We start from the raw sequence: 20598 nt of genomic DNA, 5'->3' as shown, positions 1-20598 counted from the left end.
TAGCAAGATGAAACAACAAGGCTTTACGTTCATTGAAGTTCTTACGGTGCTAGCCATTATCGCTTTAGCCACCATTGGCACGCTTGCGGTGCGTGATTGGGCGGTGGGTAATTCGCGCGTGAGTGAGGCAAAAAACCAAATTGTCACAGTGCAAGCAGGGGCCCAGCTGTGGCGGCCGCGCAATGGCGACTTTACCGGTATCAGCATGACTTCGATGTCAGAAATTGCCGCAGTGCCAGAAAATTGGGCCGATGGCACCGGCATGAACCCATGGGGTGGCGCTATTTCAGTGGATGTTGATGCCAGTGATAGCAGCCGCTATGTGGTGACGATGGGCGGGATTGGCAATGATGGCGAAGGAGCTCGCTTGGCTCGTGACTTTGTTGAATATACGGTCGACAGTACTTATAGCGCCGGAACCTTAACCTTACGTTTTCAAGGCTAGTTTGTGATGAACCTAGCTAGTCAAGTGAGCAATAAAGGTGTCGCACAGGACGGTTACCTGTTGTTGGAGTGGGTGCTGGCACTTGCTTGTCTGGCTGGGTTTGTGTTGTTGGTGATGACCTTGCTCAGCGACCGCAGTTGGCAACTGGAACAAGTGGTCACCGAACAACAGGTACTGACGCAGCAGTTGCAGACGGACCAGTTGTGGCGCAGTCAACAGCAAGTGCGGCAGCTGCTGCAACTGCAATTTGGAGACGCCTCATGAAATCACGCGCTTTTGTATTATTTGAACTGGTCATTGCTTTAAGTATTTTGACCACCGTTCTAGTATTTAGTCAGCAGTGGTGGCTGCGCCATCAGCGCACCCAGCAACTGCAAAATGATGTGCACGCTGCAGAGGTTATGCTCAACGCCATCGACCGTTTTTGGTTGACGGAACAGCGGCGGCCTAACGACTTGCCTGAGCTTATTAACAAAGGTTATGTGACTGAGCTGTGGCAGCCTTGGCCAGAACCATGGCAATTAAGCTATAACAATGGCCTGTTGCGACTGGCGATTCAGGCGCCGAGTACAAATCAAGCGAGAGCGCTTGCGCATCATCTTACCGGGGCCGACGTGTCGGCCCGAGACGAACTTCGCTTGCATGTTTGGCAACCGCTTCCACTCGTATTAAATCAAAGGTTTTTGCAGCGCGTTGCCGATCCCGCTCATCCGGAGTACCAACAAATGGAAACTCATCTGGACTTGAACGGCAATGCTATTCGCAATGTCTCCCGAGTGGATGCCGATATCTTCAATGGCACCAGTGTGTATGCCGACCTTGCGGAGATTAAGCAATTGCGCAGCGACAGCACGGAAACAATCGAACTGGTGAGTGACAATGCCATTATTGGTGGCTTTAACGTAAAGCAGCTTTTGACCGAATTTGCGGCACTACAGCAGAGTTGGCAGCAATGTGTAGCAAGCGGCGGCTGTCGTTAGCCAGCGGTCAGGCCAGCATCGAGGCAGTCATTGTGCTGCCACTGTTGCTGTTGACGGCTTTGTTGATCGTGCAACTGTTATGGTTGGTGTTTGCCCAGTCGACCTTCAATGTAGCGGTGGCCTTTGCGGTGCGCGCTGGGAGTCTAAATCACGGCAGTACACAAGCGATTGAACGCACGCTCAGTGCCGGAATGGCAAGTTTGCAGCCACAACGAGTGGAGGGGCAACCAGCCACGCGTAGCGAGTTGCGAACCGCGCATTGGCGTGCCACGTTGCAACAACATCTGCATGCGCAACTCGCGCGCAAGATCACCGTGCATCAACCCACTGCGGAGCAATTAATGACGCAAGTGGAACGACGCTATGACTTAGTTAGTGGCCGTTGGCTGAATGAACTCGCAGTTGATCATCCTGCGCTAAGGCAACGCGAGACGATGCTCGAACTTGAAGTTTGGTGGTGTTTACCCTTGCAGGTGCCGTTGGCCGCTCAAGTGATAATGGAGTTACGTAATTGGTGGGATGCACCGGCGCAACGTTTCTGTGCGCTGCGGGCGGAAGTGCTAGGACAGCCACTGTGGGCGTTGCAGCAGCGGCTCAGTCAGCCGCTGCTTAGTGGCTATCGCGAAGGGCTGAACGATTAGGCTGGGGCGTGCCAAGTTTCGCAAGCTTGCAGGGTGTTTTGCAGCAGTGTAGCGACGGTCATCGGGCCAACCCCTCCAGGTACCGGTGTGATATAACTGGCGCGCGCGGCAGCCGCGGCATAGCCGATATCACCAACCAAGCTGCCGTCTTCAAGTCGATTGATGCCGACATCAATCACGACGGCGCCCGGTTTAACCCATTCGCCGGGAATAAAGTTAGGTTTACCCACCGCAACAACCAAAACATCAGCGCGCTCAACATGCTGTTGCAGATCGTTAGTAAAGCGATGACAGACGGTTGTCGTTGCACCAGCTAATAAGAGTTCAAGACTCATGGGGCGACCGACAATATTGGAAGCGCCAACCACGACCGCGTGCTGGCCGTGCAAATCTAGCCCGATTGAATCAAGTAGCGTAATCACGCCGCGCGGCGTACAAGGACGCAGGGCTGGATTACGTTGCGCTAGACGCCCCATATTAAACGGGTGGAAGCCATCGACATCCTTCTTTGGGTCGATACGTTCGAGTAATTCTTGGGCATCAAGACCTTGCGGTAATGGTAGTTGCACTAAGATGCCATCGACGCTGCTATCGTCATTCAGCTCATCGATCAATGCCAGCAATTGCGCTTGCGTAGTATCGGCAGGTAAATCGTACGACTTTGAAACGATACCGACTTCTTTGCAGCTGCGTCGCTTACTCCCAACGTAGACCTGCGAGGCTGGATCGCTACCGACTAATATTACGGCTAGGCCCGGTGCTCGAAGTCCTTGTGCAACGCGCTCGGCGATGCGCTGTTTGACTTGGTCGCGAACTTCTTGAGCGACGCGTTTCCCATCAATGTGTTGCGCTGACATGCGTATCCTCGAAAAAAGATGAACGGTAGAAGGCTCGAATGGCTCGCTATTTTGCCATGTTTTGGTGCACTATTGTAGTTAAGAATCAAGCATGAAAATGCGCTTTCGATGATAATTCCGACGAATTGGCGCAAAAATCGGCAGTCGGTGCAAATCCCCAAAAAAATGTTTGACGCTGTGCCAACGAGTGGGTATCATTCGCCCCCGTTGTCAGGCCGCGTCCTGCACGGGTTTAACATGAAGTTGTACAAAGCAATGTCGGCGAGTAGCGCAGCTTGGTAGCGCACTTGGTTTGGGTCCAAGGGGTCGCTGGTTCGAATCCAGTCTCGCCGACCATTTGTACAAGATTTATGCAAGCAACATGCGCCCGTAGCTCAGTTGGATAGAGCAACGGCCTTCTAAGCCGTGGGTCGCAGGTTCGAATCCTGCCGGGTGCGCCATAAATGCCCTGGCAAGACATGATAGTAGTGGTGGCTGTAGCTCAGTTGGTAGAGCCCCGGATTGTGATTCCGGTGGTCGTGGGTTCGAATCCCATCAGCCACCCCATTTCTAAAGATTTCCCCTCATTAATTGTTCGGCGAGTAGCGCAGCTTGGTAGCGCACTTGGTTTGGGTCCAAGGGGTCGCTGGTTCGAATCCAGTCTCGCCGACCATTCTTGTTTTCACAGTGCTTGAATTGTCGCCAATCTTCGCTCATAGTTGTTACATTAACTTAACGCGACCCTATAATAATGGCTTTGACCGAATCGTCGACCCATAATGATGACAGTTTTGCTTACCTGATCCTTGATATCAGCACCAACCTGATCAACGCTGCTCCAGACGAAGCCGCAAGTCACATTGAACAAGCGTTAGCAGCGCTCGGTAGCGGTGGGCGTAAAGATCGGTGTTACGTCTTTCTGTTCGATGAAACCTATCAAACCATGTCCAATACCCATGAATGGGTTGCTGCCGACGTGAGTGCACATAAAGATGACTTACAGGATGTTCCAATTAACGCCATGCCTTGGTTTTTTGAGGTGATGCTGCGTGACGGTAAGCTATTGGTCGATGATGTTAGTCAGTTACCGGCCGAAACTGCAGGGTTCAAGGCGGAGTTAGAGCGCGAAAATATTGGTGCCATGATGGCCGTCGGCATGTATCTAGAGGCGAAATTGATCGGCTTTGTCGGCTGTGATTTGGTGCAACGAAAGACCCATTGGCAGAATGAAGATGTTCGCCAAATGCGCTTGGTCGCCGATATGATCACTAACACCATAGCACGGCATCGTAGCGAAGCTGAACTTACTCGAGTGCAAGCCGAATTACGTGAGGCCAACGCCATGCTCGCGCGCCAAGCGCAGCAAGATAGTCTCACTCAGTTGCTTAATCGTCGTGGGCTTGATGCAGTGTTAGATAGCGAATTGCGGCGTACGCAACGCAATCAACAGCGGTTAACTGTGTTTATGATTGATATCGATCATTTTAAACAGCTCAATGACGAGCGTGGACATATTGCCGGTGACGAGGCACTGTGCTGCGTTGCGCAGCAACTCAAGCAGGCCTTCCAACGCAGTGGTGAGCAAGTCGCGCGTTACGGTGGTGATGAATTTATCGTCATTGCGCCGAACCTAACACCTTTTGATGCAAGCCAAAGCGCTGCGGCGTTATTGGAGGCGATTCGAAGTTGCGAAAAGCTCCATGGTGTGACCGTGAGTATCGGTATTTTCTCCTTGGTGCCAGAGCCCGAATTGACCACTGACGAAGTGCTACGCAAGGTCGATCATGCGGTTTATCAAGCGAAATCTAAAGGCCGCGACGGCTTCGTTCTGCTCTCTCGCCAGTAATTTCTCACGAAAAAGATAAGCATCACTACTCGACTGATGGGTGTCGCTTCGCTATAATGCTGCGTCATTTTCAATGAGTCCCTTGCTAGACGTGGGCTCAAGGCCAATAGTGAAGCCGAGGTAATAAAGCAATGCAGGTTTCTGTAGAGACAACCCAAGGATTAGAACGCCGCGCCACCATTACTGTGCCAGCGGCAACCATCGACGAGAAAGTCAAAGAGCTGTTAAAGAACGAGTACCGTAATCGCCGTATCAACGGTTTCCGTAAGGGCAAGGTACCACCGAATGTATTGCAAAAATTATTCGGCAAAGAAGCTCGGGCACGCGCTGCATCTGAACTGATGCAAAGCAAGTATTTCGAAGCGATCATGCAAGAACAAATCAACCCAGCAGGTCCTCCTTCGATTGAGCCTAAAGTCAACGAAGCTGGAAAAGACCTTGAGTTCGTTGCAACGTTCGAAGTTTATCCAGAGGTTGAAGTCAAAGGTTTAGACAGCATCGCTGTTGAAAAGCCTGACGTGACAGTCACTGACAAAGACGTCGACAACATGTTGGAAACTTTGCGCAAGCAACACGCGAGCTGGAAAGAAGTGAAGCGTAAGTCGAAGAAAGGTGAACGCATCACTATTGATTTCACGGGTCGTATCGACGGTGAAGAATTTGCTGGTGGTAAAGCTGAAGACTTCGCGTTGGAACTGGGTCAAGGTCGAATGATCCCTGGTTTCGAAGACGACATCATTGGTATGAAAGCAGGTGAAGAGAAGACCATTAAGGTTACTTTCCCTGAAGACTACCACGCGGAAAACCTGAAAGGTAAAGAAGCAGAGTTCGATATCGTTGCGAAAAAAGTTGAAGAGCAAGTTCTGCCTGAGTTAGACGATGAATTCGTCGCTTTGTTCGGTGTTACTGAAGGCGGCGTTGATGCGCTGAAAGCTGAAGTACGCAAGAACATGGAGCGCGAGCTTAGCAACACCATCAAAGCGAAAGTGAAAGAGCAGGTGTTGAAAGGTTTGGTCGATGCGAACGAAGTTGATTTGCCATCAGCGATGGTGAAGCAAGAAATCGACGTATTACGCCGTCAAGCAATGCAGCGTTTTGGCAACAATGCTTCACAAATGCCAGAATTGCCAGCGAACTTGTTTGAAGAACAAGCGAAAGAGCGTGTTAAAGTTGGCTTGTTGTTGGGCGAAGTGATTCGCGGCAACGAGTTGAAAGTTGATGACGCGAAAGTTGAAGAGATCATTGCCAACAATGCCTCTGCTTATGAAGACCCAGAAGAAGTTGTACAGTACTACAAAGGCAATCAAGAGTTGATGCAGCAAGTGCGCAACGTTGCCCTTGAAGAACAAGCAATCGACTTCGTACTTGGTCAAGCAAAAGTTGAAGCGAAGAAAACCAGCTTTGACGATTTGATGAACCCAAAGCAGAAGTAAGTTGAAGGATTCTGCGCGCTAGGCGTTGACGGAATCACTCACAACTTGGTTTAATGGCTCGTATAGTCTTATACGAGCCATTTTTATTTTAGGAGTAGTACCTATGTCGCAACTCGCGCACGATCCTATCGCGCAGTTAGTCCCTATGGTTGTAGAGCAAACCTCAAAAGGTGAGCGTTCCTACGACATTTATTCACGACTGTTAAAAGAACGCGTCATTTTCTGCGTCGGTCAGGTTGAAGACCATATGGCCAACCTCATTGTCGCGCAGCTACTGTTTTTAGAATCAGAAAACCCAGAAAAAGATATTTTCTTGTACATCAACTCGCCGGGCGGCGCAGTAACCGCAGGAATGGCAATCTACGATACTATGCGCTTTATCAAGCCAGACGTAAGCACTGTGTGCATGGGGCAAGCGGCGAGCATGGGTGCCTTCTTGTTGGCTGGTGGCGCGAAAGGCAAGCGTTATTGCTTACCTAACTCGCGAGTCATGATTCACCAACCTTTAGGTGGTTTCCAAGGGCAAGCATCAGACTTTGAGATCCATGCGCGACAAATTCTCGATATAAAAGACAAGATGAACCGCATGTTAGCGGAAAACACTGGTCGTGATGTTGAGCAAGTAGCAAAAGATACCGACCGTGATTACTTTATGTCAGCGCAAGAAGCTGTAGATTATGGTGTCGTTGACAAAGTATTGATGCAACGAGCTGGAGAATAGCATGACTGATAAAACCCAAGGTGATGGCGAACAGCCGTTGTTTTGTACCTTTTGTGGGAAAAGTCAGCACGAGGTGCGCAAACTTATTGCAGGGCCTTCGGTATTTATTTGTGACGAGTGTGTCGAGTTATGTAACGACATTCTTGAAGAAGAAATTCAGAATATCGCCCCACAAGGTGACAGTGACCATTTACCGACGCCGAAAGAAATTCGTGCGCATTTAGATGCCTACGTTATCGGTCAAGAATTTGCCAAGCGGGTGTTGGCCGTAGCGGTTTACAACCACTACAAACGCTTGCGCAACTCAGGTAAAGGCAAAGAAGATGTAGAACTCGGTAAAAGTAATATCTTGCTGATTGGTCCAACTGGGTCGGGTAAGACGTATCTAGCTGAAACGTTGGCGCGTTATTTAGATGTACCTTTTACCATGGCTGATGCAACGACCTTAACCGAAGCAGGTTACGTCGGCGAAGATGTCGAGAACATCATCCAGAAGCTGTTGCAAAAGTGCGACTACGATGTCGACAAAGCACAGCGCGGTATCGTTTATATTGATGAAATCGACAAGATTTCACGCAAGTCAGATAACCCATCGATCACTCGTGACGTGTCTGGCGAAGGCGTGCAGCAAGCCTTGCTTAAATTGATTGAAGGAACCGTTGCAGCTGTGCCACCGCAAGGTGGACGTAAGCACCCGCAGCAAGAGTTTGTGCAGGTGGATACATCGAAAATATTGTTTATCTGTGGTGGTGCATTCGCAGGTCTCGATAAAGTCATTGAGCAACGAGTGAGTATCGGTACTGGCATCGGTTTTGGCGCTGAAGTGAAAAAGAAAGCCAGTGAACAAGCAGCGAATCTGCTGCGTCAGGTGGAACCAGAAGATTTGGTAAAGTACGGTTTGATTCCTGAGTTTATTGGCCGTTTGCCAGTATTGGCGACGCTCGAAGAGCTCGATGAAGATGCCTTAGTGCAAATTCTGCAAGAACCGAAGAACGCGCTGACCAAGCAATATTCAGCATTGTTTGAAATGGAAGGTGCCGAGCTTGAGTTCCGTGATGACGCATTGCGCGCCATTGCCCGTAAAGCAATGCAGCGCAAGACTGGCGCACGCGGTTTGCGCTCGATTGTTGAAGGCGTGCTCCTCGATACCATGTACGAGTTACCGTCTATCGACAACGTCAGCAAAGTTGTGATTGATGAATCGGTGATTGCCGGCGATTCGAAGCCGATCATGATTTATCAAAATCAAGACAAAGAAAAGCATGCTTCAGGTGAGTAAATAGCTCAGTTAGCATGAAAAATGTGCAAAAAGGGCCTGTTTGGCCCTTTTTTTATGCAAATCATTGAACTTTCTTCGCATGGCCTCATATTAAGAGTAAGATAAATTTTAAGACACCTAATCACCAAATCTGGAGATAACGATGAGCGAAGCACGGGTCGAGCAGTTAAGTATTCCCGTTTTGCCACTGCGTGATGTAGTGGTCTACCCGCATATGGTCATTCCATTGTTCGTCGGACGCGAGAAATCAATTCGCTGCCTCGAAGCGGCAATGGAAAACAACAAACAAATTTTTCTATCGGCGCAAATGGATGCCAGCGTAGACGAGCCAGAAACCAAAGATATTCATAGCATCGGTACTGTTGCGAACATTTTGCAGTTGCTGAAACTCCCTGATGGCACAGTCAAAGTGCTGGTTGAAGGTTCACAACGAGCGGCGATTGATGCCTTCGAGGAGAATGAGGACTTCTTCCGTGCCAAAGTGCACTACCTGGACTCTGAAGAGATGCCAGAAAAAGAAGAAGAGGTGATGATTCGTTCTGCGGTGAATCAATTTGAGGGCTACGTTAAGCTCAACAAGAAGATACCACCTGAGGTTCTGACCTCGTTATCGGGTATCGAAGAAGCTGATCGCTTAGCCGATACCATGGCTGCGCACATGCCCTTGAAGTTAAACGACAAGCAGAAGGTACTGGAAATTACCGATGTGCGTGAGCGTTTAGAGTTTTTGATGGCGTTGATGGAAGGCGAAATTGACTTATTGCAAGTTGAGAAGCGCATCCGTTCACGCGTGAAAAAGCAGATGGAGAAAAGCCAGCGCGAGTATTATTTGAATGAGCAAATGAAAGCGATTCAAAAAGAACTCGGCGAGATGGAAGACGGCCCAGATGAATTTGAAACCCTTGAAAAGAAAATTCAAGACGCAAAAATGCCCGAGGAAGCCGAGAAGAAAACCCGTGCTGAGCTACAAAAATTGAAGATGATGTCACCCATGTCTGCTGAAGCTACAGTGGTGCGTGGTTATATCGATTGGATGGTTTCGGTACCTTGGAAAAAGCGCTCACGGATCAAGAAAGATCTGGCTAATGCTGAGCAAATTCTCGACGCCGATCATTATGGCCTCGAGAAAGTAAAAGAACGCATTCTTGAGTACCTTGCGGTGCAACAGCGCACCAGTAAAGTGCGTGGTGCCATTCTGTGCTTAGTCGGACCGCCGGGCGTTGGTAAAACCTCGTTAGGTCAGTCTATTGCCAAGGCCACTGGCCGTAAGTATATCCGGATGGCGTTAGGTGGCGTGCGTGACGAAGCTGAAATCCGCGGACACCGTCGTACCTATATAGGCTCGATGCCAGGCAAATTGATTCAGAAAATGGCAAAGGTTGGCGTTCGTAACCCACTGTTTTTGCTTGATGAAATCGACAAAATGGCGGCTGATATGCGTGGCGATCCAGCTTCGGCATTGTTAGAGGTGCTCGACCCAGAGCAGAACGTTAACTTTAACGACCACTACTTAGAGGTTGATTACGATTTGTCTGATGTGATGTTCGTTGCCACTTCGAACAGCATGAACATTCCAGGGCCGTTGCTTGACCGCATGGAAGTGATTCGGTTGGCCGGCTATACCGAAGACGAGAAACTCAATATTGCGAAGCGTCATTTGTTGCCGAAACAGCTCGAACGCAACGGTTTGCGCAAGAATGAGTTAAATATCAAAGACGATGCCATACTGGGCATTATTCGTTACTACACGCGTGAAGCCGGTGTGCGTAACCTCGAGCGCGAAATTTCGCGCTTATGTCGTAAAGCCGTGAAGAAGATCGTGCTCGATAAACGCATTAAGAAAGTCGAAATTAATGCTGATAACCTGAAAGATTATTTAGGTGTGCAGCGCTTTGACTTTGGTAAAGCGGAAGAGAATAACCAGATTGGTCAGGTGACAGGTTTAGCGTGGACCGAAGTGGGGGGCGATTTACTTACCATTGAAGCCACTAACGTAGCAGGTAAGGGTAAGATTACTTCTACCGGGTCGCTAGGCGATGTCATGCAAGAATCGATTCAAACCGCGCTGACGGTGGTACGCAGCCGCGCGGATAAATTGGGTATTCCTGATGACTTCCATGAAAAGCGCGACATCCACGTGCACGTGCCAGAAGGTGCGACACCGAAGGATGGTCCGAGCGCAGGTATCGCCATGGTGACCGCGTTGGTGTCATCGCTCACGCAAATACCAGTGCGCGCCGATGTCGCCATGACCGGTGAAATCACGCTACGTGGTGAAGTGTTGGCCATCGGTGGCCTAAAAGAGAAGCTTTTAGCTGCGCATCGTGGTGGTATCAAGCACGTATTGATTCCGAAAGACAACGAACGCGACTTGCAAGAAATCAGTGACAACGTAAAGGCAGACCTGAAAATTCAGCCGGTACAGTGGATTGATGAAGTGTTAAAAGTCGCTTTAGAGCGTGAACCTGAGGTTAAAAAGGCCTAACAAAACGTAAAAATGCGGCCTGTGAGCCCATGATCTGGCTGCAGACCGCATTCTTTCGTCAAAAAATTTGTGAAAAAGGGTTCTCAATCGAAAATCTTGTGGTAGCCTAGAGTCAAAGTGATGGTCAGACAAACACATCGAAAGACTCTGACATACCACTTGAGAGACAGGGAAACGTGGAGTAGTCGCAAACCTGTTGAATTGCTTGAACACGTTGTTCAGGCTTGTTATAACCTTCGCGGGCCCATTCAATTGCAAATGCAAATGGAACCACGCAAAATCTGATAATAACAATCTAAGGGGATGATACTGTGAACAAGTCTCAGTTAGTTGACAAAATTGCAGAGGGAGCAGAAATTTCTAAAGCTGCTGCAGGACGTGCTCTGGACTCTTTCATCGAAGCAGTAACTGATGCTTTGAAAAAAGGTGATTCAGTACAACTCGTCGGTTTTGGCACATTTGCAGTACGTGAGCGTTCAGCTCGCACTGGTCGTAATCCACAAACTGGCCAGACTATCCAAATCGCTGCAGCTAAAGTACCTTCTTTCAAAGCCGGTAAAGCACTGAAAGATTCAGTAAACTAATCACTGCGGAGCGGTAGTTCAGTTGGTTAGAATACCGGCCTGTCACGCCGGGGGTCGCGGGTTCGAGTCCCGTCCGTTCCGCCAGCGAATAGAGAAAGTAACCCGAAGCATGTCTTCGGGTTATTTTTTTTCCGCGTAATGAGATAAAATAGCGCGCGGTAAAAAACAGAACATTTTGAGGTTAATGAAATTATGTTGGACAGGATTCGTGAAGGGTCACAAAGCCTCTGGGTCAAGGTGTTCCTTGTACTCATCGCGCTGACGTTCGCTTTAGCAGGGATTGGTGGTTATATCGCAAACCAGCCTGAGCCGGCGGTGGCAGTGGTGAATGGCGAAGATATCACCCAAGTAGAGTTTGAACGCGCAGTGGAAAGCGAGCGTAACCGCCAGGAACAACAACTCGGCGACTTCTACGAGCAGCTAGCACGCGACCCGCGTTATACACAGCGTATTCGCACGCAAGTGGTCAATGACCTCATCAACCAAAAATTATTAGAGCAAGCCGCGCGTGATCGCGGTTTACGCGCATCGCCGGAGCAAGTGAAAGCGGCAATTCGCGATATCTCAGGCTTCAAAGTTGCCGGTCAATTCGATAATGATTTGTACCTCACAACTTTGCGGAGCATGGGTTATACCCCAGATGGCTTTGCTGAACTGATTCGTCGTGACCTTATTACACAGCAGTTAGTCCGCGGCATTGTGGGCAGCGAATTTGTGTTACCAAGTGAAGTAGATAACACCTTGCAGCTGCTGGGCCAAGAGCGTAGTGGCGCTTTCACGCAAATCGCTTGGGAAGATTATCGTGATAAGGTTGAGATTAGCGATGCCGATATTGACACTTGGTACAATCAGAATTTGCAAAATTTTGCTGTGCCGGAGCAAGTTAAGGTCGAGTACGTTCTGCTCGACGGTGCTGAACTAGCTGAACAGCTCGAAGTCAGTGAAGAAGACGTACGTGCTTACTACGAAGGTAATTTATCGCGCTATGAAGATGCGCCCCGCTATCGCTTCTCACACATCTTGATTGAGAGTGGTGATGATGCAGCCGCTGCTGAAGCGGAAGCAGAAGCTTTGTTGGCAGAAATTGAGCAAGGTGCGGATTTTGCTGAACTGGCACAAGCCAACTCTGACGATATTTTCTCTGGTGAGCAGGGCGGTGATCTGGAATGGATCGAGCCGGGCACTATGGATGCGGATTTCGAAGAAGCGGCATTTGCGCTCGAAAATATCGGTGATATTAGCGGTGTTGTTGAGACCAGTTTCGGTTATCACATCATCAAACTGACCGACAAAGAGGAAGGCTCAGTTACGCCGTTTGAAGAAGTGCGTGCGGAGATTGCTGAAAACTTACGTGAGCAGCAAGTACAGAACCGCTATTACGAGTTGCAACAAGAAGTCGCGAAACTTGCCTTTGAGGTACCAGATACCTTCTCGGCAGTGGCGGAAGCTACTGGACTTACCGCACAAACCTCAGATTGGTTTAGCGAAAGCTCAGCGCGCGGTGCGTTAGCTGCCCCAGCGGTGGTGCAAGAGGTGTTCTCGAACGAAATGATCACGGATCGTTTCAACAGTGACATCATCGAAATCAGTGATACTGAATCGGTGGTCGTGCGCGTGGTCGATCATAAAGACGCAGCCACTCAACCGCTGAGCGAAGTGACCGACCAAGTGCGTCAAGCATTGACTGTGGAGCGCGCGCAGGAGCTTGCTTTGCAACGTGCTGATGCGATTGCCACAGCGATTCGCTCGGGTGAGGCAACAGATGCAGAATTCACTGAAGTCAGCAACGTTACGCGACAAACTTCTGAGTATCCACGTATGGTCGTGCAAACCTTGTTCGGTATGGCTGCGCCCGCTGCAGACAGCACTAACATCGACACTGTCACGCTGGAAAATGGTGATATTGCGGTGGTTCGTCTTGACGGCGTCAGTGCAGGGCAAATCGACGCTGAACAAAGCGTTCAGTTGCAAGAGCAGCTGCTGAATAATTACTCGCAGGAAGTATACAGCGCGGTGATTAACGCGTTGCGTGGCGATGCTGAGATTGAAGTTCTACTGAATCAAAGCAACGACAGCGGAACAAACCAATAAGGTAATTGTTGCACGCAAGCAAAAACCGCATTGAGGGCCACCCACATAAGGCGAACTCAGTGCGGTTTTTTTGTGGATAGCGTTTAACTAATTAGGTGGATACAACTGCGGCAGCTGCTCGTTTGGCGCCTTTTTCGGTGTTTGCTTGAGGGCCTCTTGCAAAGCTTTCCACAAGGCTTTGCCTTGTTGCCAGTCATTAGCGCTGGCGGCGTAGCGGCATTGTTGCAAATGCAGCAGTTGGCTCCGCAATTCGACGTGACCCAGGCTGTCAGCAATACTACTTAATTGAGTGCTACGCGGCCCTAGCGTACGCTGTGCCCAACGTTTTAGTAATTGCTCAGCAGCAACACTGTCGTTGCCCAAACAGGCTTTGCGGATGCTATGCAGGCTGCTTTGCGCATCTACTTCAGGTGTTGCCGTTGTTGTCGTATCCGCAACTGTTGCACGACGGCCACGACGCCATCCCCAAATTAAAGTGAGTAACCAGAGGACTGCAATGGCACCTGCCCCTATTTGCCACCAACGCAGCTGCGCATGATCAACACGCTCTTCAATCACCGTCGGCGTTGTGTCCGACGCAGTTGTTTCAGCTGTTGGCTCGCTTGCCGGTAATTCTGGTAAGTCACTCGGCATTGCTCCAGCAGCAATGCTAAAGGTTTGCGCCGGTGCTGTTGCGATGTCTGCTTCGCGCATCTGAGTGTTAAACCAATCCACCTGTAAGCTCGGTATTTTAAGTTCGCCTGCTTGTGTTGGTAATACTGTAACCCGCAAGGTCTGCTGCGAAATTATCTTACCATTGCGCTGGTTCGATGCTGACTCAGGGCTTTCGGGATAGAGCGTAGCCCCCTCGATCGCTAGTTGTTGGACTAATTTGTTGAGGCGTGGCAATTGGTCAGGCAGCGGCCCTACGGCTGTTAATCGATAAGTGAGCGTAATGGGCTCACCTTGGGTGTATTGTTGCTGAGTCGATTCTTGCTCGCTCCCCTCGTTGCCAACGCTTACTGACAAGCTGACGAGTTCAGCCGGCAGCCAATCGCTGTCGGAGGGCCATTCCGCCGGCAAAGCTTCGACCGTTAGCGGAATATCTTGTGCAGCGGTGGTTAAGGCTTCGGTTGACGAGAATGACGGGAACATCGTACGCGAGCTGTTAGCGTTAATTTGTCCTTGAAACACTGGACCTTGAATTGTCTGTTCGCCTGAGCGCTGCGGAATGATCAGGTAGGTACGCGTGAACACCTGAAACTTCTTCCCATCGATAATCTCGGAAGTCTCGCTATCGCTGCCAACTTGGCGAATATCGGCATCGGCCAACTGCGGCGGAATGATATTACCGCTATGCAGGTTTGCCGCTAAGTAAAGTTTGGTGACGAGCTGCACTTGCTCTTGCACAAATACCCGATCACGACTCATCTCTACTTTCATGAAGGCCTTGCGCTGGGCGTTCAGCTCGGCGTCTTCGCCCTCGGGTAACACTTTTAATTCAACGCGATTACTTGCCGTGCCTTCAATGGTAATCGGACCAATGGTATAGCTCTCGGCAGCAGAGGGGACCTGTAGGATGGTATTGAAAGTCGTTTGCGCGCGGGTATCGCCATTGATGATTTGGGTGTTGCGACTACTCGAGCTGCCCAACACGCGGAAATCGGTAAGTACATCACGCGGACGCCAAGCAGCATCACTCACCAGCTGATCGACGGTGACGGTAAGAATAATGGTGTCGCCAGCGGCAACCGGATTTTTATCCACACTAATAGTGACATTGTTGGGCGCATCATTTTGCGCCATTGCACTGGGGATGCTCGCCAGTGTGAACATCAGCACCAGTATCAGCTGGCTAACAACGTGCCAGCGCGTTACGAATTTTTGCTGCAATAGGGCTACCACTGTTTTTCGACTCCTTGCGGTGGACTCTGGCGGTCCCGACGTTTTGCTTCTTCTAACATTTTGCGTTGCAACAGATAGGCCGGATTATCCTCAATGCGGTTCAACCACTGTTCCAACTGTTGGCGTTGCTCTTCACTGAGTTGTTCAGCAGGTGTCATTTGCGCCTGTTGCTCTTCACCTTCGCGATCATCTTGTGCGTTAGCTTCGTTGGACTCAGCCGCTTCGGCTTCACGTTGTTCTTCGCTCTGTTGTTGTTGGGGTTGTTCGCCAGCCTCTGGTTCTTGTTGCTGTTCACCGCTGCCTTCGCTATTTTGCTCGCCGCTTTGTTGCTGATCTTGCTGTGACTGCTCGCCTTCTTGTTGCTCACCTTCACCTTGTTGCTGTTGCTGCTCTTGTTGTTGCTGTGCAGCTAGTTGTTCGGCTAGCTCTAAGTTTTGTTCTGCTTGCTGCAGGTTAGGATCGCGTCGTAATGCTTCGCGGTAAACGTTAGCGGCTTCGTCATAGCGTTCCATTTTCATCAAGCTGTTGCCCTGATTGTAATAGCCCGCGGCGCTGTCTACTTGCGAAAAATCCTGTAAAGCTTGTTCGTAGGCGCCACGTTGATAATTCGCGGTACCACGCTGCAGCGGGTCGGTCGCAATTTGCGCAGCCCGCTCATAGGCTTCTTGTTGGATCGCAGCATCCGCCTGCTGATAAGGCGTTTGCCATAATTGTTGGTGCCAAGCTAAACCATCTTCTGCGGCTGCAGAGCTCGCTTGTTGTGCGTAAACCGGAGGTGTCAGCAGCGCACTACTCAATAACCCCAGACCGGCAAGCAACAGTAAGCCGCGGCGCGCACTTGGTAAAAATAACAGTAAGCTTGCGAGGAGTAACCAAGGCCCCATGTCGTACCATGCATCACCACGCTGCTCGTCAGTTTCGCTGCCATCACGCGACAGCGGTGGCAGCGAGGATAAGTATTCAAGGTCTTGTGCGTCTTGTCGCCACTGGGCGAAGCGTCCATTACTGAGTTCAGCCAATGTTTGTAAGCGCTCAGGTGTGAGTTTTGGCACTACCACGTCACCGCCCCGATCGCGTAGGAGATTGCCATCAAGCAAACTAATTGGCGCGCCTTGTTCACTGCCAAGCGCCATAATGGACAAGCGATGAGGGTGGTTACGAACAAAGTTAGTGAGATCGGTTTGATCGCGCGTTTCGATACCATCGGTAAACCAATAAATATCCCCTTCAGCGTAGCCTGCTTCGCGTAACAGCTGATCGGCGAGTTCCAAGCCACTTTGCGGATAGCTACCCTGGACAGGCATGATTTCCGGGCTGAGGGCACGGATCAGATTACTCAAGCTGGCCGCATCACGGGTTAATGGACTAATGATAAAGGCATCGCCGGCATAGGCGATGAGTCCGGTTTCACCATCCAAGTAATCATTGGCGAGGCTCATCGCTTTAAACCGCATTTGTTCGAGGCGATTCGGGCTCAAGTCGGTGGCGCGCATCGACATCGATAGGTCCATCACGATGACTTGCCCGGCGTTTAACTGATAAACCGGTTGTGGACGCTGCTCCCAAGTTGGGCCAGCGAGTGCGAATACAAGACATAGCAGCGCTAGTGGCAACGACCAACGCAAGGGTTGACGTTGCTGCTGAGCTGACTTGAGCACCAAACGCTCAGCTAAGTGCGGGGCGATGACTTCTTGCCAGCCACGGCGTGCGCGACCTTGGTGCCAAAGTAGCCAACTAATGAGCAGTACGGGGAGCAAACCGAGTAGCCACCACGGCCGCAGAAAATGAAATAGTTCAAATTGAAACTCAAGCATCGGTTGCATACCTCGCGGTACGGCGTTGCCAGTGCTGGCGTAGCAAGCTGCTGAGCCAAATAAGGCTGAATAGAGCGAACGCGGCGCCGGCAGGCCAGAAGAACAATTCACTGCGTGGTCGACGTAATTGTTCGTCACCGCTTACCGGTTCATAAGCATCGAGGGTGCGATAAATATCTTCCAACTCTTCAGTACTGCGCGCGCGGAAATATTCACCACCGGTTGCTTCGGCCATGCCACGTAACATGTCTTCATCAAGGTCGCGGCTGGGATTGACGCGGCGCTTACCAAAGAAGCTATCGACAATGACCTCGTCGGCGCCCACCCCAATCGAGTAAATTTTAACATCGTAGTAGGCGGCCAACTGAGTCGCTTGTTCCGGTGAAACATTTCCGGCGGTATTCTGCCCATCGGTTAGGAGGATGAGGATACGATTGCTGTCTTCGTTATCACGAAAACGCTTCACTGCCAGTGCAACGGCATCCCCGATGGCTGTGCGTTCACCGATTAGGCGCAATTGCGCCTCTTCCAGCAATTGCCGAACGCTGCGCAAGTCATAGGTAATAGGTGCTTGTGCATAGGCGGTGTCGGCGAACAAAATGAGGCCCATTTTGTCGCCCTGACGGCGCTCGATGAAATCACTCACCACGTGTTTCACCATGGTCAGCCGATTCACTTCACGTCCTGCAATCTGCATATCGGCAATTTCCATACTGCCGGATAAGTCGACGGCTAGTACCATTTCCCGTGCTTCGCTGCGAATTTGCACCGGTTCCCCCAGCCATTGCGGGCGCGTAACGGCTAGCACTAATAGGGTCCAAGCGAGCAGGCCAAGTAACACCAGCCATGGTCGCTTTTTTGCTGGCTCGGGTTGCTGGCTACTTTGCTGTAATTTGGGCATCTGCAATAACGAGAACTGCCGTTGTTTGCGTTTACGCAAGAGGTAGAGCCCAGGCGCTAGCAACCACAACAGACCTAACCAAGGCCACGCGAACTCAATCATGGCTGGCCTCCTTTAAGGCTTGTTTGCTAGGCGGCAATGCATGTTTGAGCCAGTGCTTGACGAACTGGTAATAGCGCTGTTGCAGCTCGCTAAGCGGTTGTGCATCTTGCCGCGCGGGATCTTGATAGGCTTGCGCGGCGATTTCATCGAGCAGTTCGGCATAGCGTGCCTGTGCCGAATTTGATAGTTGTTGCAGCAAAAACTGATGCCATTGCGCGGTGGGCAAGCTGACTAACGCGTAATTGGGAAAATACCCTTGGGTTGTTTGTTTCAACAAGTGCGTGAGCTCCGCAATCGATGCGGTTGCTGTTAGCTGCTTTAGTTGCTGTAGCGCTGCGCGTTGCATCCGGCGTTGCTGGTGGCGGCGATAAAGCATCCAGCTGGTCACCAGTACAAGGGTCAGTATGCTCACGGCTAGCACATACCAGCCGGGCGCTAAGGGCCACCAACTTGCCGCTGGGGCAGCAATGATGTCTTGCATGTCTTGTAGGCGTGGATCTGTTGGCGTCATACCATGACCTCTGGCCATTGATTTTCGAGCGCATCTGCGGCACTGAAGACCCGTAACGGGGTGCCTAATTGTTGCGCTAGTTTGAGCACACGCTGTTGTTGTTGCTGAGCACGCTCGGCGTAAAGCGCTCGTGATGCAAGGTCACCAGCTGCAAAGAACTGTTTTTGTACCGCTTCATCAGGCGTTGCTTGGCGGGCAACGAGAGCTACGTCTTGTTGGTCTAGCTCGCGCGGAAGGGCATGATCAAGTGGGTCGGTACATTGCAATAGATTCACCGTGCAGTGGCGTTGAAGTGTTTGTATGAGCAGTTCTGTGGCTTCGTTGAGCTCACTCCAATCGCTGATGATGTTGACGATAGTGCCGGGCTTCGCGACTTGCCGCGCGCGTTGCATCAGTTGTTCGAGTACATTCACTGCCGGTGGGTGTTGACTATTGAGCGCTTGATTTTGCATTTCGACTAAGCCATGAATGACCCGCAGTACACCTTGTTGACGACCTTGCGGACGAATCTCCATATGGCGCTCGGCATGACCGAGTAGGGCACCCACCCTATCGCCCCGCTGACTCGCTTGCCAAGCAAGCGCAGCCGCCAAATGGCAAGCTTGCACGCTTTTCAACAACAACTGACTGCCAAACTGTAGCGAGGCGCTGAAATCCACCAACATGACGACGGGGCGTTCGCGTTCTTCGCGAAATAACTTAGTGTGCGCTTGTCCGGTGCGTGCTGTCACGCGCCAGTCGATCGCGCGTACGTCGTCACCCGCTTGATAATGGCGAACTTCGTCAAACTCCATGCCGCGCCCGCGGGTTTTGCTCAACAATGCTCCCGTTTGATTTTTGGGTGGGTGCAATTGGCGGTGACGCGCGAACGCAGCGACTTTGCTGCGATAATACATGAGCTCAGCTGCAGTCACTTCAATGCCATTGCTGTGCCATTGTTGGAGCCATGGATTGCTAGTGTTCATAGGAACCAATGCTTAGGGGGTTGCGACATTTTGGAGCAACAATTCAAGCACGCGATCAGCGGTTACGCCATCAGCCTCAGCTTGGTAACTCAGAATAATTCGGTGGCGCATAACATGCGGATAAACCGCTTGGATATCGTCAGGCGTCACGAAGTCACGACCGGCTAACCAGGCTTTTGCACGTGCACAGCGATCTAAGGCAATAGTGGCGCGCGGACTACCACCATAGCTCAACCAACTGGCTAGTTCGCTATCATAAAACTCAGGTCGCCGCGTCGCGATGACCAACTGCACCAAGTAATTTTCGACAGTTTCATCCATGAAAATTTCCAGCACATCTTTGCGTGCCGCAAAAATCGCCTCCTGCGATAATGGCTCAGGCATATCGACTTCACCATGCAATTCTTCGCCGCGGGTAAGACGCAAAATATCTAACTCGGTATCGGCTGCTGGGTAATCAAGGTTCAGCTGCATCAAAAACCGGTCCAGCTGGGCTTCAGGCAGCGGATAGGTACCTTCTTGCTCGAGCGGGTTTTGCGTCGCTAATACCATAAACAACACCGGTAACGGGTAAGTTGTCTGTCCCACGGTGATTTGTCGCTCCGCCATTGCTTCCAATAACGCGGATTGAACCTTGGCTGGCGCACGGTTTATTTCGTCGGCGAGTATCACGTTATGGAACAGGGGGCCCTGTTGAAACACGAATTGTCCCGTTTCGGGACGATAAATATCAGTACCGGTAAGGTCGGCTGGTAACAAGTCAGGGGTGAATTGAATGCGATGAAAATCACCTTCAATGCCTTTGGCGAGTGCATTTACCGCACGTGTCTTGGCCAACCCCGGGGGACCCTCAACAAGTAAGTGACCGTCTGCAAGGACTGCTATCAATAGGCTTTCGGTAAATTCCGGTTGGCCTAGGACTTGGCTATCTAGGTAATCGCGCAGGTGCTGAAACTGTGCTGCCGACATCTTAACCTCTTGGTTCGTGTGGAATGTGTATACTGTACTGTATATGCACTTTAACGAAAACAAGAGTTTAATTCTCGGGCTGAAACGGCTAAAATTTGTATCAAAACATGA

General features: G+C 50.7%; 18 protein-coding genes and 5 tRNA genes. 16 read left to right on the top strand and 7 right to left on the bottom strand.

Translation table 11 applies throughout. The features are described 5' to 3' along the window. Positions 1-7 precede the first annotated feature (7 nt). The 4 genes from ACJ8W9_RS05245 to ACJ8W9_RS05230 are packed head-to-tail and all read left to right on the top strand — an operon-like array spanning position 8 to position 2066. Positions 8-445 carry a type II secretion system protein gene (locus ACJ8W9_RS05245; protein ID WP_244441615.1) on the top strand — a complete coding sequence of 146 codons (438 nt, stop codon included), beginning with the start codon at positions 8-10 and terminating at the stop codon, positions 443-445. 6 nt (positions 446-451) lie between these two features. Beyond that, positions 452-709, top strand: coding sequence for a hypothetical protein (locus tag ACJ8W9_RS05240; protein WP_411358822.1), 258 nt, complete (start codon positions 452-454; stop codon positions 707-709). Beyond that, the gene (locus tag ACJ8W9_RS05235) at positions 706-1425 is read left to right on the top strand and encodes a hypothetical protein (protein WP_411358821.1); all 720 of its coding nucleotides are present in this window, start codon (positions 706-708) and stop codon (positions 1423-1425) included. The genes ACJ8W9_RS05240 and ACJ8W9_RS05235 overlap by 4 nt, the downstream gene beginning before the upstream one ends. Beyond that, on the top strand, positions 1398-2066 hold the full coding sequence (locus ACJ8W9_RS05230) for a TadE/TadG family type IV pilus assembly protein (protein ID WP_411358820.1): 669 nt from the start codon (positions 1398-1400) through the stop codon (positions 2064-2066). Before ACJ8W9_RS05235 ends, ACJ8W9_RS05230 begins: the two co-directional genes overlap by 28 nt. Here the strand turns inward: ACJ8W9_RS05230 and folD are convergent. After that, a complete protein-coding gene (gene folD / locus ACJ8W9_RS05225; RefSeq protein ID WP_411358819.1) occupies positions 2063-2923 on the bottom strand; it encodes a bifunctional methylenetetrahydrofolate dehydrogenase/methenyltetrahydrofolate cyclohydrolase FolD in 861 nt (286 codons plus the stop codon). The two genes, ACJ8W9_RS05230 and folD, sit on opposite strands and share 4 nt — an antisense overlap. 259 nt (positions 2924-3182) lie before the next feature. Between folD and ACJ8W9_RS05220 the strand changes: the two genes are divergently transcribed. The 12 genes from ACJ8W9_RS05220 (at position 3183) to ppiD (ending at position 13341) form a co-directional block, all read left to right on the top strand. Beyond that, positions 3183-3259 (top strand) — tRNA-Pro (locus ACJ8W9_RS05220). 27 nt (positions 3260-3286) lie between these two features. Then, positions 3287-3363 (top strand) — tRNA-Arg (locus ACJ8W9_RS05215). Between the two features lie 30 nt (positions 3364-3393). Next, a tRNA-His gene (locus ACJ8W9_RS05210) sits at positions 3394-3469 on the top strand. 29 nt (positions 3470-3498) lie between these two features. Next, positions 3499-3575, top strand: a tRNA-Pro gene (locus tag ACJ8W9_RS05205). A gap of 78 nt (positions 3576-3653) precedes the next feature. Further along, the gene (locus tag ACJ8W9_RS05200) at positions 3654-4748 is read left to right on the top strand and encodes a GGDEF domain-containing protein (RefSeq protein ID WP_411358818.1); all 1095 of its coding nucleotides are present in this window, start codon (positions 3654-3656) and stop codon (positions 4746-4748) included. A gap of 131 nt (positions 4749-4879) precedes the next feature. Next, positions 4880-6181: a trigger factor gene (gene tig / locus ACJ8W9_RS05195; protein ID WP_411358817.1), complete on the top strand. Its 1302-nt coding sequence runs from the start codon at positions 4880-4882 to the stop codon at positions 6179-6181. 103 nt (positions 6182-6284) lie between these two features. Next, positions 6285-6902, top strand: coding sequence for an ATP-dependent Clp endopeptidase proteolytic subunit ClpP (gene clpP / locus ACJ8W9_RS05190; RefSeq protein ID WP_411358816.1), 618 nt, complete (start codon positions 6285-6287; stop codon positions 6900-6902). A gap of 1 nt (position 6903) precedes the next feature. Next, positions 6904-8181, top strand: coding sequence for an ATP-dependent protease ATP-binding subunit ClpX (clpX, locus tag ACJ8W9_RS05185; protein WP_411358815.1), 1278 nt, complete (start codon positions 6904-6906; stop codon positions 8179-8181). A gap of 142 nt (positions 8182-8323) precedes the next feature. Beyond that, positions 8324-10666: an endopeptidase La gene (gene lon, locus ACJ8W9_RS05180; protein WP_411360571.1), complete on the top strand. Its 2343-nt coding sequence runs from the start codon at positions 8324-8326 to the stop codon at positions 10664-10666. A gap of 311 nt (positions 10667-10977) precedes the next feature. Then, positions 10978-11250, top strand: a complete 273-nt coding sequence (gene hupB, locus ACJ8W9_RS05175) for a nucleoid-associated protein HU-beta (RefSeq protein WP_034732659.1) — start codon at positions 10978-10980, stop codon at positions 11248-11250. Positions 11251-11257: 7 nt separating this feature from the next. Next, positions 11258-11334 (top strand) — tRNA-Asp (locus ACJ8W9_RS05170). Positions 11335-11442: 108 nt separating this feature from the next. Then, the gene (ppiD, locus tag ACJ8W9_RS05165; RefSeq protein WP_411358813.1) at positions 11443-13341 is read left to right on the top strand and encodes a peptidylprolyl isomerase; all 1899 of its coding nucleotides are present in this window, start codon (positions 11443-11445) and stop codon (positions 13339-13341) included. 87 nt (positions 13342-13428) lie between these two features. Here the strand turns inward: ppiD and ACJ8W9_RS05160 are convergent, their stop codons facing one another. The 6 genes from ACJ8W9_RS05160 to ACJ8W9_RS05135 are packed head-to-tail and all read right to left on the bottom strand — an operon-like array spanning position 13429 to position 20487. Next, complete coding sequence (locus ACJ8W9_RS05160; protein WP_411360570.1) at positions 13429-15225, bottom strand: BatD family protein; 1797 nt, start codon at positions 15223-15225, stop codon at positions 13429-13431. Further along, positions 15219-17039 (bottom strand): VWA domain-containing protein, encoded by a 1821-nt coding sequence (locus tag ACJ8W9_RS05155; RefSeq protein ID WP_411360569.1) that lies wholly within the window; start codon positions 17037-17039, stop codon positions 15219-15221. The genes ACJ8W9_RS05160 and ACJ8W9_RS05155 overlap by 7 nt, the downstream gene beginning before the upstream one ends. Next, complete coding sequence (locus tag ACJ8W9_RS05150; protein ID WP_411360568.1) at positions 17032-18042, bottom strand: vWA domain-containing protein; 1011 nt, start codon at positions 18040-18042, stop codon at positions 17032-17034. Before ACJ8W9_RS05150 ends, ACJ8W9_RS05155 begins: the two co-directional genes overlap by 8 nt. Then, a complete protein-coding gene (locus tag ACJ8W9_RS05145) occupies positions 18035-18553 on the bottom strand; it encodes a DUF4381 domain-containing protein (RefSeq protein ID WP_411358809.1) in 519 nt (172 codons plus the stop codon). Before ACJ8W9_RS05145 ends, ACJ8W9_RS05150 begins: the two co-directional genes overlap by 8 nt. Beyond that, positions 18550-19518: a DUF58 domain-containing protein gene (locus ACJ8W9_RS05140; RefSeq protein ID WP_411358808.1), complete on the bottom strand. Its 969-nt coding sequence runs from the start codon at positions 19516-19518 to the stop codon at positions 18550-18552. Before ACJ8W9_RS05140 ends, ACJ8W9_RS05145 begins: the two co-directional genes overlap by 4 nt. A 12-nt stretch (positions 19519-19530) precedes the next feature. After that, complete coding sequence (locus tag ACJ8W9_RS05135; RefSeq protein WP_411358807.1) at positions 19531-20487, bottom strand: AAA family ATPase; 957 nt, start codon at positions 20485-20487, stop codon at positions 19531-19533. Between the last annotated feature and the right edge of the window lie 111 nt (positions 20488-20598).

Origin of the sequence: Pseudidiomarina salilacus, assembly GCF_047323925.1 — a bacterium.
GTDB lineage: Bacteria > Pseudomonadota > Gammaproteobacteria > Enterobacterales > Alteromonadaceae > Pseudidiomarina > Pseudidiomarina salilacus.
Note: the sequence above shows the minus strand (reverse complement) of the source record. Positions and strands in the feature narration are given on the sequence as shown.

What these genes read in the sequence shown, in the direction of transcription:
- ACJ8W9_RS05140 (WP_411358808.1), bottom strand. Translation starts at nt 19,518, where the DNA reads ATGAACACTAGCAATCCATGGCTCCAACAATGGCACAGCAATGGCATT.
- ACJ8W9_RS05150 (WP_411360568.1), bottom strand. Translation starts at nt 18,042, where the DNA reads ATGATTGAGTTCGCGTGGCCTTGGTTAGGTCTGTTGTGGTTGCTAGCG.
- ACJ8W9_RS05200 (WP_411358818.1), top strand. Translation starts at nt 3,654, where the DNA reads ATGGCTTTGACCGAATCGTCGACCCATAATGATGACAGTTTTGCTTAC.
- clpP (WP_411358816.1), top strand. Translation starts at nt 6,285, where the DNA reads ATGTCGCAACTCGCGCACGATCCTATCGCGCAGTTAGTCCCTATGGTT.
- ACJ8W9_RS05155 (WP_411360569.1), bottom strand. Translation starts at nt 17,039, where the DNA reads ATGCTTGAGTTTCAATTTGAACTATTTCATTTTCTGCGGCCGTGGTGG.
- folD (WP_411358819.1), bottom strand. Translation starts at nt 2,923, where the DNA reads ATGTCAGCGCAACACATTGATGGGAAACGCGTCGCTCAAGAAGTTCGC.
- ACJ8W9_RS05235 (WP_411358821.1), top strand. Translation starts at nt 706, where the DNA reads ATGAAATCACGCGCTTTTGTATTATTTGAACTGGTCATTGCTTTAAGT.
- tig (WP_411358817.1), top strand. Translation starts at nt 4,880, where the DNA reads ATGCAGGTTTCTGTAGAGACAACCCAAGGATTAGAACGCCGCGCCACC.
- ACJ8W9_RS05135 (WP_411358807.1), bottom strand. Translation starts at nt 20,487, where the DNA reads ATGTCGGCAGCACAGTTTCAGCACCTGCGCGATTACCTAGATAGCCAA.
- clpX (WP_411358815.1), top strand. Translation starts at nt 6,904, where the DNA reads ATGACTGATAAAACCCAAGGTGATGGCGAACAGCCGTTGTTTTGTACC.
- ppiD (WP_411358813.1), top strand. Translation starts at nt 11,443, where the DNA reads ATGTTGGACAGGATTCGTGAAGGGTCACAAAGCCTCTGGGTCAAGGTG.
- ACJ8W9_RS05240 (WP_411358822.1), top strand. Translation starts at nt 452, where the DNA reads ATGAACCTAGCTAGTCAAGTGAGCAATAAAGGTGTCGCACAGGACGGT.
- ACJ8W9_RS05145 (WP_411358809.1), bottom strand. Translation starts at nt 18,553, where the DNA reads ATGACGCCAACAGATCCACGCCTACAAGACATGCAAGACATCATTGCT.
- lon (WP_411360571.1), top strand. Translation starts at nt 8,324, where the DNA reads ATGAGCGAAGCACGGGTCGAGCAGTTAAGTATTCCCGTTTTGCCACTG.
- ACJ8W9_RS05245 (WP_244441615.1), top strand. Translation starts at nt 8, where the DNA reads ATGAAACAACAAGGCTTTACGTTCATTGAAGTTCTTACGGTGCTAGCC.
- ACJ8W9_RS05230 (WP_411358820.1), top strand. Translation starts at nt 1,398, where the DNA reads ATGTGTAGCAAGCGGCGGCTGTCGTTAGCCAGCGGTCAGGCCAGCATC.